The sequence below is a fragment of the Corynebacterium ammoniagenes DSM 20306 genome, assembly GCF_001941425.1.
In the GTDB taxonomy this organism is placed as follows: Bacteria; Actinomycetota; Actinomycetes; order Mycobacteriales; family Mycobacteriaceae; genus Corynebacterium; species Corynebacterium ammoniagenes.
The window spans coordinates 785,826-799,904 of record NZ_CP009244.1 but is presented as its reverse complement, the minus strand read 5'-3'; the positions used below and the strand labels follow the sequence as shown (position 1 = coordinate 799,904).

Genomic DNA, 14,079 nt, shown 5'->3' with positions numbered 1-14,079 from the left:
ATATGACGAATAAACCGCTCATCCTCGCGATCACAGCATGCCCCACTGGTATCGCCCATACTTACATGGCGGCTGAAAACCTAGAGGCAGCCGCCGAGGACTTGGGTTATCGCATCAAGATCGAAACCCACGGTTCTATCGGCGTGGAAGGTCACTTCACCGCCGAAGACATCGAAAATGCTGACGCAATCCTCATTGGCGCTGACACCGTTATCAACAAAGAACGGTTCGTGGGCAAGCGCCTCATCGCCACTGGCGTCGACGTGGCGATTAAAAAGCCCAAAGACCTGCTGCAAAAGTCCTTGGAGGCGCCGACTTTCAGCCAGGCTGCATCGACAAGCGATGATAGCGAAGAAGACTCCACGAACCTAAGCTTCGGGCAGACGCTGTATAAAGCTCTCATGAATGGTGTCTCGCACATGATTCCATTCGTGGTCACCGGTGGTTTGCTGCTGGCACTGTCGCTTTCGATTGGCGGCAACGCCACCGCAGAAGGGTTGGTCATCCCGGAGGATTCGCCGTGGATGATCATCTCCCAAATCGGTGACTTGGCCTTCTCGCTGATGATTCCCGTGCTCTCGGGTTATATTGCCGTTGGCATCGCGGACAGACCGGGCCTTGCACCAGGCCTTATTACTGGTCTTATCGCCGTCAACGGTGACCTGTACGGCTCGGAAGCAAACGCCGGCTTTATCGGCGGCATCATCACGGGTATCTTGTCAGGCTACGTCGCGCTGGCGATTAAGAAAATCCCCGTTCACAAATTTGTGGCGCCGATTTGGCCCATCATTGTCATTCCCATCATCACCACGGTGGTCGTTGGCCTGTTATTTATCTATCTTATCGGTGCTCCGGTTGCATCGCTTTTCGATGCCCTCACGGTCGCCCTGTCCGGCATGCAAGGTGCCTCGACCCTGGTTCTTGGCGGAATCATTGGCGCGATGATCGCAGCAGATATGGGCGGGCCCTTTAATAAAACGGCATTCCTTTTCGGCGGCGGGCTCATTGCCGCTGGCAATCCCCTGCCCATGGGTATGGCCGCCACTGCGATTGCCGTTCCCCCACTCGCGGTTGGTGTGGCAACACTCCTGCGCCGCACCTGGTTTAACAAGGCGGAAAAAGACTCCGGTATCGCCGCGTTGTTCATGGGCTTTTTTGGTATTACCGAAGGCGCTATTCCGCTTGCCGCCGCGCGTCCACTGCAGGTCATTCCAGCAAATATCGTGGGCGGTGCCGTCGCCGGTGCCCTCGCCGGCATGTTTAGCGTGGCCGATAATGTCATGCACGGCGGCCCCATCGTCGCTGTCTTTGGCGCGGTGGACAATGTCTTTGGATTCTTCATCGCCATGGCCGCGGGCGTCGTGGTCAATGCGCTGCTCATCTTGGTGCTGGTAGGCGTTTCCCAACGCCGCAACCCGAAGCCAGAGCCAGAATCTGAGCCAGAATCCACACCAGAAACAACGGCTGCCGCCTCACCTGTCGCCACTAAGGCTAAGCTAGACACAGCGCTTATCGATGAAGACACGATTGTGCTCGATGCGTCATTTAACTCGCGCGACGAAGCCATTTCCTCATTGGTAGATATGTCAGGCACCAGGTTCTCTGACCCCGACGCGGTTATCGAGGCCGCGCTAGCCCGCGAAGCGCAGCACTCCACCTCTGTCGACCACCAAGTGGCAATCCCCCATGCGCGCAGCAGTGCGGTATCTGTCCCCACTCTCGCGTTTGCACGCGTGGTTGAACCCGGCGTGGTGTGGGCAGAAAACGAAGAACCATCCCGGCTTATTTTCCTCATCGCAGTGCCCGAAGACGCTGGAAAAGCACACCTGAAACTGCTATCGAAGCTTGCGCGTAATGTCATGAAACAAGAATTCCGCGATGAGCTCTATGCTGCCAATACCCCCGAAGATGCAGCTGCATCAATCCAAAAGGTGCTGGATTAATAATTTAAAATGCGTGCCTGACCTGCGAATGGTCAGGCACTTTTTTATTTCTCCCGCAAGCGTCTTTTGTTGGATTTGTCACAGTATTTAACGTTTCCTCTCCACAACACTTAAAGTATCCGTTAAGTTTCGTTGAGAGAAACGCGCGTTGCGCTCAACGCACTACAGTTTCATATCCCACCGCAAAAGGATTTCTTCGATGAGTCATCCCAATTCCCCCATTACGCATGGGAGTCAGCAGCATGATCGAGACATAGACCAGGTCTATGCGCATGCTCGTTCAGATAAAAACATTCGACGTGCCGCTCTCGCGGGTGGCGTCGGCACGATGCTGGAGCAGTTCGACTTCGCCATTTACGGCCTAGCCGCAGCGCTTGTTTTCCCTTCTGTGTTCTTTCCTGAGGCAGACCCGCTCGCCGGTTCGCTTATGTCATTCCTCGGCTTTGGTGTCGGCTTCCTAGCCCGTCCGCTCGGCGGTCTAGTCTTTGCGCACTTTGGCGAAAAGTTCGGCCGTAAATGGGTATTGGTTACCACCCTGGCCATCATGGGTGCTGCCACATTCCTCATCGGAGTTATTCCGTCCTACGCGGCCATCGGCATTTTTGCTCCGATTCTCCTGTTCGTCCTTCGCCTGGTACAGGGCTTGGGAGCAGGCGCAGAACAATCTGGCTCTGCAACCCTGCTGACAGAAACTGCACGGCCTGGCTCCCGTGGACGTCTCTCCTCCACCGTGATGATGGGCGCAGCGGCCGGCACCGTCGTGGGCACCTTTGCTTTTGCTGCTCTTCAGTGGTTTATGCCAGAGGAAATGTTCTTGGCATGGGGTTGGCGCGTCATCTTCTGGTTCTCCCTGTTGATCACCTTCGCAGCATGGCTCATTCGTCGTCACCTCACTGAATCCCCAGTATTTACTGAGCTGAAGGAATCGACCAAGGAGATCGAAGAAGAGGCAGCTCCACTGGTACAGGCTGTAAAGCATGGTTGGAAGCGCATCGCGCTGGTAGCCATCATGAACTGGGGACCAAATACCAACTCATACACTGTGCAGACCTTCTTCGTTACTTTTGTAACCACCCAGGTCATCGCGCACGGTACGGATGATTTCTTCCCACGGTCCACCATTACTGATATCCAGCTTATCGGCGCTATCTTCGGCATCATCTCTGCCTTTGCGTGGGGCTATATCTCAGACAAGGTAGGCCGCAAGCCTATCTACCTGCTGATTGCTGCAATTGGGGTCATCATGCCTTTCGTATACTTCAACCTGCTGAACACGGGCGTCGTCTGGATGGTCGCCCTCGCCGTTGTCTTGGGCTACATCTTTGCTGCTTACGGCAATGTGGGTGTGCAGATGAGCTACTTCCCAGAGCTGTTCGGCACTCGCTATCGCTACGCCGGTGTGACTGTCGCGCGTGAGATTTCTTCTGTCATTGGTGGCGGCTTCGCGCCCATGATTTGTTCCTGGCTGCTCCTCCAGTTCGGCAACTGGATCCCACTGGCCATCTACTTGGCCTTTACCATGGTCTGCACCGTTGTGGCATCGTGGTTAGTACCAGAAACTGTTGACCGCGATCTGTCCATTAAGACCGATGCTGTCGACGGTGAAGCCCGAACTGCGTAGAGGAAAGATCGTATGGCTACTTTGCTCACAGGTTTAAGTCGCGCCTTAACGGTTCTAGAAGAACTTGCAGCTGCTGGACCAGAAGGAATGGCAATCAAAGAGATTGCATCTAAGACATCCCTGGACAAAGCTGTCATTCATAGAATCCTCGCAACGCTAAAAGCTCGCGGGTATGCCGAACAGGAATCAGAAAGCGGAAACTACTTCCTGGGCACGCGGACACTGGCACTTGCTGATGTGTATCTAAAACAAGACAACCTTCGGGAAATTCTTCATGCGGCAGCAGTTGAAGTCAGCGCTCAATCCAACGAGCTTTGCCACGTCGGGGTCCCCGAGGGCAAAGGCGTGCGATACATAGAAAAGATCGAGCCTGACCACTCCATCCGCGTGGTCTCTCACATCGGCATCGTAAACCCGCAAGCAACCACGTCTTTGGGCCGCGCGATGTTAGCCACCCATGTGAACACGCGCGCAGAACTCGATGGTTTTCTTGGCGATGAATCAACTGACCAAGTCTGGTGCGCCGTCGAATCTGCGCACGCCGCAGGCTTTGCGCTGGAAATTGAAGAAAATGAAGCAGGAATCTCCTGCGTAGGTGTCGCCATTAAACGCGGCTCACTCCCCGTTGCAGCAATGAGCCTGACCGTACCCGCAGACCGAATGCCACAAGAACGCCAAATAGAGCTGGGAAACCTGCTTCGTAGCACATTGAAATCCACCCTGCCGCCCAGCCTCAACATCCCAGACATACTTTAAGAAAGTAAATTTGATGGACACCATTATTGGAACCTCACCCGTTATTGCTGTGCTTCGCGCACCGGATGCACAAGATTATGAACCAGTAGTAGAGACACTCGTGGACAACGGCGTGACCACGATTGAACTCACCCTAACCACGCCGCGCACCCTGGAACTCCTCCCAGCTCTCATGGCGAAGTTTGCAGACCGCGCCCACATTGGCGTCGGTACCGTGCTCAATCAGCAAGACGCGGAGACCGCCTTGACCGCCGGCAGTAAATTCATCATTGCGCCGAATTTCAATGAAGGAGTGCTGAAGGCAGCTGGTGAACGCTATATCCCCGGTGTCTTTAGCCCAACCGAAGTAGCGCACGCACTGGCGGTCGGATGTAAAGCCGTCAAGATTTTCCCTGCGCAAACCGTCGGCGCGCAATATCTTAAGCACCTGCGCGGACCTTTCCCTGGTCTGCAGGCAATTCCCAGTGGCGGTGTGGATTTGGCCCAAGCCAAAGAGTGGATCCAAGCAGGTTCCCCTGCCGTCAGTGTGGGTGGTCCCTTGTTAGGCGATGTGTTTAAGAGCAAGGACTACAGCGGTTTAGCTGAGCGTACTCGCAACTTTGTCGAGAGCATCGACTCTGCGAAAGGAGCCTAAGTGCCAAACATAGTGACTCTTGGTGAGACGATGGCGCTTATCCGGAGCAATATTGCTGGGCATCAGGGCTCTCGTTCTCAGATGACGCTTGGCTTCGGCGGCGCGGAATCCAACCTTTCTGTCGCTTTGACCCGGTTGGGAAACCACGTCACGTGGTTTAGCCAGTTAGGCGCAGATGCTTTCGGCCGCATGATAGCTACAGAGTTACGCGGCGAAGGTATTGATGTGCGGGCGAAAAGCATCGATGATGCTCCGACCGGACTAATGGTCAAGACATCTGGTCTAGCCGGTACGCAGGATGTTACCTACTACCGAAAAGACAGTGCTGCTGCGCGTATTTCGGATTCAGATATCCCTGAAGATCTTTTTGCGGGCGCAGATCTTTTCCACACCAGCGGCATTACCCTCGCTATTTCGAAGTCCGCACGTGAGACTGGGTTGGCGGCCCTGAAGAAGGCTCAGCAGGAAAAGGTTCGCACCTCCTTTGATATCAACCACCGCACACGCCTGTGGCCGCAAGAAAAAGCCGCGCCCTTTTACCGTCAAGCGCTTTCGTATGCTGATATCGTTTTTGCCGGTCGGGCAGAGGCCGCGTTGGTGACTGACCTCGATCCGCAATCAGATCCGCAGGTCTTGCTTTCTGCGCTGCAACACCTCACCACCGGCTACGTTGTGCTGAAAGAAGGCGAAGAGGGATCCTGGGCATTACGTGATAATGAGCTAATCCACGTTCCCGCAATTGCGATTACTGCCGTCGACACGGTCGGCGCCGGTGATGGATTCGCTGCCGGTTTCATCGATGCATTCTTAAAAAGTGGGACTCTAGATCTTGCATCGTGTTTGGAGTCTGGAAATCGCGTCGGCGCTTTTGCTTGTCTAAATTCGGGCGATTGGGAAGGTTACCCCACGCCAGACCAGCTTCGACTTATTGATGCCCCAGTAGGCATCGAAATCGTTAGCCGCTAGCTACTAGCTGGGGTATCGTCGGGAGGATGAAACTCACTCGCATCGCGAGCGCCCTCGCACTGCTCATTATTTGGCTTGCCATTGCAGGCGTGGGCGGCCCGACTTTTGGAAAAATTTCAGAAGTTAGCACCAACGATAAATCCACATTCTTGCCTGCTACAGCGGAATCAACGCGGGCGGGTGAACTGGCCGAAGAGTTCTCAGATAACCAAGGCATTCCTGCAATTATTACGGGCAAGGTCAATGAGGTCGACGACGCTGCTTTGGAATCTGGGATGCAAGCTCTGGGCTCTGTCGAAGGCATCTTGCAGGTCATTGGCCCACAAATTTCCGAAGACGGTGAGGCTGTCGAATACATAGCGCTCATTGATACTGATTCCGCAGACCCAACCGAGGTTGTTGAAAAACTATCCGCAGAGGTTTCTGACCAGGGATTTGAGCCATCCCAATACGGTGATTTCTATGTTTCTGGCCCGGCCGGTTTTAGCGCTGATCTGGCCAATGCTTTCGCGGGCATCGACGGCATCCTATTGTTAGTCGCACTTGCCGCGGTGCTGGTTATTTTGGTGGTGGTCTACCGTGCCGTGCTATTGCCATTCCTTGTCATTTTCACCGCTGTCGCTGGGTTGTGCGCAGCTATTTTGGCCACCTACTGGATGGCAAAAGCCGGAATCATTGCCCTTAACGGACAATCCCAGGGCATCTTGTCCATTTTAGTTATCGGCGCAGCTACCGACTATTCACTGCTTCTGGTGGCACGCCAGAGAGAAGAATTACAGCACACAGAATCTGTCGCGGATTCTTTGAAAGCCTCGTGGAAGGCCTCTTTCGGTGCCATCACTGCATCAGCTGCGACTGTAGCCATTGCACTACTGTGTTTGTTGGTTTCTGATCTCAATTCAAACCAATCCTTGGGCCCTATCGCGGCCACCGGCATCTTCTTTGCATGGGTCGCCGCATTAACTCTGTTGCCGGCACTGCTGTTTTTGTGCGGACGCGCGGCATTTTGGCCCGTCACTCCGAAGATTTCCGGGTCTGGAAGCTCGCATAAGTTCTGGAACAAGGTCGCTAACCTCGTCGAAGGAAGCCCCCGCAAAGTCTGGGTTGGCACCTTAATCGTGCTTTTCGCAGGTGCTGCCTGGCTGCCGACGCTGGGTGCTACCGGTGTCTCCAACTCCGATATTTTACTATCTGAAACCGATGCCAAAGCCGGGCAAGCAATCCTCAATGAGCATTTCGATGCTGGGGCTGGTTCGCCTGCTTCTATCATCGCACCGCAAGAACTGGAAGATGCCGTCATGGGAATTTTGGACAAACATCCGGAAATCTCCCAAGTAACACTCACCTCGGAGTCCGGTGCACCGGCGAATACTCCTCCAATGAACTTGGAGCCAAACGTGGTCGACGGCCGGATTTATTTTCAAGCCACGTTGAATCAGGAAGCAGACTCGCTGAAGGCACAAGATACGGTTGCACTGCTTCGCGATGAATTCGCTTCCCTCGATGGCGAAATCCTCGTGGGTGGAGAATCTGCCACGTCCCTGGACTCGAACCTCACTGCTGAACGAGATCTGCGAGTCATCGTGCCACTGGTCTTAGCAGTGGTTCTCGTCGTGCTCATTATCTTGCTGCGTGCACTCGTGCTTCCGGTGCTGTTGCTGCTTGCAACAGTAATCAGCTTCGCTTCCGCAATGGGTGTATCCGCACTGGTCTTTAACCAGATCTTCGGTTTCTCTAATGCAGATCCCACCGTGCCGCTGTACGGATTCATCTTCCTTGTCGCGCTCGGCGTGGACTACACCATCTTCCTCATGACCCGCGCGAAAGAGGAAACCCCTGAAAAAGGCACGGAAAAGGCGGTGCTGCATTCGCTCTCGGTCACCGGTGGAGTTATTACCTCAGCCGGCGTAGTGCTCGCGGCCACCTTCGCGGCACTTTCTGTCATTCCACTGATGTTCATGGTGCAGCTGGCATTCATTGTTGCTTTCGGTGTCCTCTTGGATACCTTCATCGTGCGCACCCTGCTGATTCCAGGCCTGGTCACTGACATCGGCAAGAAGGTCTGGTGGCCGTCAAAGCAAAATGAGATTGATTAATCTTTTGATGCAGCTTGATCTTGATGTGCTCGGCGCGTGTCCATAGCTCTACTTCCGCATCCATAGCGATGGCCTTGACCGAAAGCGAATAGCCTGCCAGCCATTGCGCAGCTCGAATAATGAGTCGCTACGAGACAAAATCGAACTAGCATATCCAGATTTTTAAGAATCACTCAGAAAAATGATCCTTCCACATCCATCGCGCCCGAATACTCGCTTTTCATCACGTCGCGCACAATCTCCGCGACGTGCTTGGGCGCAACGCCGGTGCCTTCGCCGATGTGGGTGCGGCACGAAAAGCCATCGGCGATGACGGCCTGGTTGTTCTTTTCCGCATCGCGGACCTTGGGGAAAAGCTCGCGTTCGCCAAGTGCCATGGATAGCTCGGCATGGCCCTTTTCAAAACCCCAGTTGCCGGCAAGTCCACAGCAGCCGGTTTCGATGTCGGCTTCGGAAACGCCGAGGGCATCGAGAAGCTGTGCGGAATGTTGCGGGTCACCGAGCGATTTCTCGTGGCAGTGAACTTGGGTCAGCGCACTAATGTTGGCAGGTTGGATTTCGCCGGCATCGACTTTTTCTTTGATCAGCGGCGCCACGAATTCAGCAAAGGACACGGTGGATTGGGCAAGCTTGTCGATGACGGGGTCATCGGAAAGCTCTGTTGCCTCATTGTGCAACATGACCGTGCATGACGGCTCCACGCCGATAACAGTCAGGCCGCGGTCCAAGTAGGGCTGCATGACTTTCGCTGTCTGCTTCAGCACGCGCTTGGTCATATCCAGCTGACCGGTGGAATGCCAGGTCAAACCGCAGCAGACAAACTCCTGGGGAATTTCCACGTTGTAGCCAAGCGCTTCCAGTACTTCGATCGCGGCAATAGCGGGTGAGGTTTCCAGCGAGGCGTTGAAGGAATCCGGCCACAACACAACGGTCTTGGTGGATTCGATGGTCTTATGCTTCTTGTGCCACTTGCGTAAGGATTGTGGTGCGAAGCGGATCAGCGAGCGGGAGGTATCCAGACCGCCGAGCAACGCGATGAGCTTCTTCAATCCCGGGGTGCGCATGGCGGTGTCAATCAGGCGCGGGGCCAGTGGAATCTTGTGCGCGATGTGTCCTAATAGCGGCAGCCAGCCCATGACATAATGCGCCGCCGGGCGCAGTTTTCCTTGATAGTGCTTGTGCAAAAATTCCGACTTGTACGTCGCCATATCGACGTTGACGGGGCATTCCGAGGCACAAGCCTTGCACGATAAACACAGGTCTAAGGCTTCGAGGACTTCCTTGGACTCATAGCCATCGGTGACGGATTCGCCGCGGAACATCTCTGATAACAGGCGTGCGCGGCCGCGGGTGGAATGGACTTCATCGCCGGTGATCTGAAACGACGGGCACATGGAATCTTCTTCTGACCGGCACGCGGAGACACCCACGCAGCGGTTGACGGCATTGACCATGGAGCCTTTGTCCTGGCTGAACTTATGCACCGGCGTGATTTCAAATGTGCGCTGACCGGGCGCCATGCGCAGGCCATCGGTGACCTCATCGGGGTCCACGAGCACGCCGGGGTTAAACAGTGAATCGGGGTCTAAAATCTCTTTGAACTGGCCAAAGACCTCGCGCATCTCAGAAGAGTACATGCGGTCTAACAGCGCCGAGCGGGCGCGACCATCGCCGTGTTCCCCGGACAAAGAACCATCGTAGGAGGCGACTAATTCCGCGGCATCGTTCATGAAGTTTTCAAAGATTCGGATGCCCTCGTCCGTGCCAAAGTCGAAAGACATGCGCACGTGCACGCAGCCTTCGCCAAAGTGGCCGAAAGGAATTCCACGCAGGCTGTATTTATCCATCAGCGCATACAGGTCCCGCAGGTAATCGGCGAGGTTTTCCGGTGGTACAGCAGAGTCTTCCCAGTTCGGCCACGCTTCTCCACCGTCAGGCAAGCGCGTGACCACGCCGGCGGCTGCCTCACGGATGTGCCACAGTTTGCGCATCTGCTGCGGCTCGGACACCACCACCGAGTCAATGGTTGCGATGGTGGCGGCGACCTTTTCGGCATTGGCGATTGCCTCGTCGACGCTATCCCCGCCGACCTCGCAGTACAGCCAGCCACCAGCGGGAATGCCTTTGCGGATTCCGGGGAGATCCTCGCCGGCGTTTTCTTGACCATTTTTCATGCGCAGAGCATCGAGCAAATCCCCACCCATGCCTTCAATGGTGGCAACGCCGGGCAGGCGCAGTTGCGACGCCGCCGCTGCAGCATCGTAGACAGTGTCAAAGCCCAGCACAGCCAGTGCTTTTGCCCGAGGTACTTCCACGAGTTTCACGGTCATCTGCGTAATCACACCGACGGTGCCTTCGGAACCAGCAATCGCTTTGGCTGCGTCAAAACCGTGCTTGTCCAAAAAATAATGCAGGCCATAGCCAGAGACTTGGCGCGGGAAGCGGCCAAGTTCGGTGGCAAAAAGGTCCGCGTGGGCATCGACAAGCTCATGCAATTGCTTATCGATGCCTACGTCGCTGACTCCCCCGCCCTCGAACGTGACTTCTTCGCCATTAGCTAGCATGACCGTGACGGACACGAGGTTTTCGGCAGCCGTGCCGTAGGCGACGGAGTGGGAACCGCAGGCATTATTGGCCACCATTCCGCCGATGGTGCAGCGCGAGTGCGTCGAGGGATCCGGGCCATAGGTCAGGCCGTGCTCCGCGACGGCATCGCGCAGCGCATCGCAGACGACACCGGGTTCCACGGTGGCGGTGCGGTTCTCGATATCAATGTCGAGGATGCGGTTGAAATAGCGCGAGGTATCAATAATCAACCCCGTGCCCAACGCATTTCCCGCGACAGAAGTCCCGCCGCCGCGCGAGATAACTGACCACCCGAGGTGCTTGGCAATCATGATGCCATCGCGAATATCGTCGACCGATTTCGGTTCAATCACCGCTTTGGGAATGCGGCGAAAGATGGATGCATCTGAAGAATAGGCAGCGCGGGTGGTCATGTCTTCGCGCATGCCAGAGCGCGCCATCCGTTTGAACACGGATGGATCCACGCGGTCAAACTTTAAGGTGCGCTGTGGCAATGCGGCAGACATTAGAGGAACTTCACTCCTTGAGCCAGTGGCAATTCACCGGAGTAGTTGACGGTGTTGGTGGAACGACGCATATAGGCCTTCCATGCATCGGAGCCGGATTCGCGGCCGCCGCCGGTTTCCTTCTCACCGCCGAATGCGCCACCGATTTCCGCACCGGAGGTACCGATGTTGACGTTAGCGATACCGCAGTCAGAGCCGGAGGCCGACAAGAAGATCTCTGCTTCCGAGTTGTTTTCGGTAAAGATAGCAGAGGACAACCCCTGTGGAACCGCGTTGTGCAGCGCGATGGCCTCGTTAAAGTCAGAGTAGGTCATGACATAGAGGATTGGCGCGAAGGTTTCATTGTGCACAATGTCGGATTGCTCCGGCATGCGCACTACGGCGGGTTGGACGTAGAAGGACTTCTCGGAGTCATCGACAAGCACGCGCTCACCACCGACGAGTACGTCGCCGCCTTGTTCCTTGGCGGTCTTCAGCGCCTGTTGCATATCGTCATAAGCGCCTTGGTGCAGCAATGGTCCGACGAGGACGGACTCATCGCGCGGGTCGCCAATGGTCAAGGTCTTGTAAGCGGCGACAATCTTATCCACGAGTTCATCAGCGATAGACTCGTGCACGATCAACCGGCGCATGGTGGTGCAACGCTGCCCTGCGGTGCCGGCGGCAGCGAAGACGATGCCACGCAGCGCCAGGTCGAGGTCGGCAGAAGGCGTGACGATGCCAGCGTTATTCCCGCCGAGTTCCAGCAGGTAGCGGCCGAAACGGGAAGCCACGCGAGGTGCAACCTCACGGCCCATGCGGGTGGAACCGGTGGCGGAGACTAGCTCCACGCGAGGGTCATCGAGCAGGACTTCGCCGACGTTGCGGTCACCGAGGATGAGCTGGCTGATGTTTTGGTCTTCGCCGCAATCGGCAATCGCGCGCGAGAGCAAGGCGTGCGCGCCCAAAGCAGAAAGCGCGCACATCTCCGAGGGCTTCCACACCACAGTATCGCCGCAGACTAGGGCGTTCGCAGTATTCCAGGAGTACACGGCTACCGGGAAGTTGAATGCGGAAATTACGCCGACAACGCCAATGGGGTGCCAGGTTTCCATCAGGCGGTGACCGGGGCGTTCGGACGGCATGGTCTTGCCGTAGAGCATGCGGGATTGTCCCAGCGCGAGGTCACAGATATCAATCATCTCTTGGACTTCGCCCTCGGCCTCCGAGATGGACTTGCCGGCCTCAATTTGGACGAGTAGTCCGAGGTCATGCTTGTGTTCAGCTAGCAGCTGTCCCCAGCGCTTGACCACATTTCCGCGGCGTGGGGCTGGTACTTCGCGCCAGGATTTGAAGGCTTCATCGGCTAGGGCAATCATCTCTGTTGCCTGTTCCTTGGTGGTGCCTTCAATAGCGAAGAGGTCTTCGCCGGTCATGGGTGTGCGGGTTTGCAAGCTGCCGCCGCCGAGTTCCCCGACATAGCCGCATGCTTGCAGGGCGTCTTTGATGGTGGTGAGAAGTTCATCATGAGTTTGGATAGCCATGGAAATAGGTTCCTTTCAACAGTGTGGTTAGTTCTGAAGTGCTGGTGTGGGGTGGATGGTTACTCCTAGCTGCTGAGCAGCGGCTAACAAGGAGGCCTCTTCCTGGGCTCGGTACAGCTGATACGGCTCCACGATGTCGCGACCGACGATGCGTGAGAGTGCCTCGATGTCATAGTCCGCTCCTTGCTGTTCATTGTCACGGGTGCCTTCTTCTTTCAGGTTGGACTGGAAGATGCCGGCGGCAGAACGAGGCAGGAAATCCTCGTACACGATGGGCTGCGGTGCAAGCACCCCGGCATCGATAAGCTGCTCGACGTCGTACTCCCCTGAGTCGGTGGAACCGGTGACTTCATACGTGAAATACCCCAGGCCCTGTTCGCGCAGCCCCTTTTCCGTCTTTGGTAGGTGCTGCTCCCAAATGCCACGGGCGATTTCCACGCGTGTGTGCTCCGCGCCGGCTGCCAATTTCTCATCGACTTCGGTGTTCATGGAGTCATACAGTTCCCGGCCGCGGGGCGTCAGCGCAATGCCGCGCTGCTCGACTTCGCCAAAGCGCACGCGCAACGCACCGGGGCCGACGGTGCCGTCCGCGAATTTGAAGGTGCGTTCTTCATCGAGAGCCCGGAATGAGGTCTGACGCAGCAAGATATCCGGGCCGTCCCAATCCGGTGGGCCTTGGATTTCATCAATCATGGTGATTCCACGGGCTTCCATCCGGTCATACAAATCATCGATATCGAGTACGCGTGGGGTCAGGTGGTTGATGTGGGTATAACGCACGCCGCCAATATCGCTGGCAACGGCCGAGATTGCCTCGAGTTCGCGGTACCACTGATCATCAATAGGTTCATCGTTAAGCTCAAAAGCTGCGGTCGCCAGCTTGATGTATTCATCGGCCTCTGCTTCTTCAAGGCCTTCATCTCGTGCGGCCTTGGCGGCGATACTCAGCAGTTCTTGAGAGAAGATCTGGCGCTGCGCGATGAAATTCTGCAGGCGTTCTTGTAAGTCCGGGGTGAAAAAGCGCGGGTCATCGGCCGCCAGCATGGAGGTAAAGACGCGGAAAGGGTTATTCGCTAGTTCCTCTTTATCAATTGGGCGAAATGCTGTGGAGACCACCGGCACGGAAGATTTGGCGGCATCGCGCAGGTCATAAAAGCCCACGGGGTACATGCCAAACCCGGCAAAGACCTGGGCTACTTGTCCCATTTCTTGCGGGGAGCCGACGCGAATGGCGCCGTGGCGCTCGGCGGTGACTCGGCCAATGGTGCCTAACCTTTCGCCCTCCGCGCCCATCTTGTCCATGTAGTCCTGATTAACTGCCTCTGAAACCTCCACCAAGGTGGTGTAGGCGGGAACTTCCACGCCGTACATCTCGGAGAGGCTACGAGCAAAGCGGGCGCGAAGCTCCCACGTCTTTTGAAATGCCATTCTTATTCCTTAAATCTCGA

9 protein-coding genes are annotated in these 14,079 nt (G+C 56.0%); 6 read left to right on the top strand and 3 right to left on the bottom strand.

The window, feature by feature from the left end; all coding sequences use genetic code 11:
• Positions 1-2 precede the first annotated feature (2 nt).
• From CAMM_RS03765 to CAMM_RS03740, 6 genes are all read left to right on the top strand, one after another.
• The gene (locus tag CAMM_RS03765) at positions 3-1,943 is read left to right on the top strand and encodes a fructose-specific PTS transporter subunit EIIC (RefSeq protein WP_003849448.1); all 1,941 of its coding nucleotides are present in this window, start codon (positions 3-5) and stop codon (positions 1,941-1,943) included.
• Positions 1,944-2,142: 199 nt separating this feature from the next.
• Entirely contained in the window at positions 2,143-3,564 is a 1,422-nt protein-coding gene (locus tag CAMM_RS03760) for an MFS transporter (RefSeq protein ID WP_003849450.1), read from the top strand.
• A 12-nt stretch (positions 3,565-3,576) separates the two neighbouring features.
• Positions 3,577-4,320 (top strand): IclR family transcriptional regulator, encoded by a 744-nt coding sequence (locus CAMM_RS03755; RefSeq protein WP_003849452.1) that lies wholly within the window; start codon positions 3,577-3,579, stop codon positions 4,318-4,320.
• Between the two features lie 13 nt (positions 4,321-4,333).
• The gene (locus tag CAMM_RS03750; RefSeq protein WP_003849453.1) at positions 4,334-4,954 is read left to right on the top strand and encodes a bifunctional 4-hydroxy-2-oxoglutarate aldolase/2-dehydro-3-deoxy-phosphogluconate aldolase; all 621 of its coding nucleotides are present in this window, start codon (positions 4,334-4,336) and stop codon (positions 4,952-4,954) included.
• Positions 4,955-5,920 carry a sugar kinase gene (locus tag CAMM_RS03745; RefSeq protein ID WP_003849454.1) on the top strand — a complete coding sequence of 322 codons (966 nt, stop codon included), beginning with the start codon at positions 4,955-4,957 and terminating at the stop codon, positions 5,918-5,920. It abuts the gene before it with no gap.
• A gap of 26 nt (positions 5,921-5,946) precedes the next feature.
• On the top strand, positions 5,947-8,016 hold the full coding sequence (locus tag CAMM_RS03740) for an MMPL family transporter (RefSeq protein ID WP_003849456.1): 2,070 nt from the start codon (positions 5,947-5,949) through the stop codon (positions 8,014-8,016).
• Between the two features lie 173 nt (positions 8,017-8,189).
• Here the strand turns inward: CAMM_RS03740 and CAMM_RS03735 are convergent, their stop codons facing one another.
• The 3 genes from CAMM_RS03735 to hglS are packed head-to-tail and all read right to left on the bottom strand — an operon-like array spanning position 8,190 to position 14,059.
• Positions 8,190-11,108: an FAD-binding and (Fe-S)-binding domain-containing protein gene (locus CAMM_RS03735; protein ID WP_003849458.1), complete on the bottom strand. Its 2,919-nt coding sequence runs from the start codon at positions 11,106-11,108 to the stop codon at positions 8,190-8,192.
• On the bottom strand, positions 11,108-12,631 hold the full coding sequence (gene amaB, locus CAMM_RS03730; RefSeq protein ID WP_003849460.1) for an L-piperidine-6-carboxylate dehydrogenase: 1,524 nt from the start codon (positions 12,629-12,631) through the stop codon (positions 11,108-11,110). The genes CAMM_RS03735 and amaB overlap by 1 nt, the downstream gene beginning before the upstream one ends.
• 27 nt (positions 12,632-12,658) lie before the next feature.
• Positions 12,659-14,059 (bottom strand): 2-oxoadipate dioxygenase/decarboxylase, encoded by a 1,401-nt coding sequence (hglS, locus tag CAMM_RS03725; RefSeq protein WP_003849461.1) that lies wholly within the window; start codon positions 14,057-14,059, stop codon positions 12,659-12,661.
• Positions 14,060-14,079: the final 20 nt, after the last annotated feature.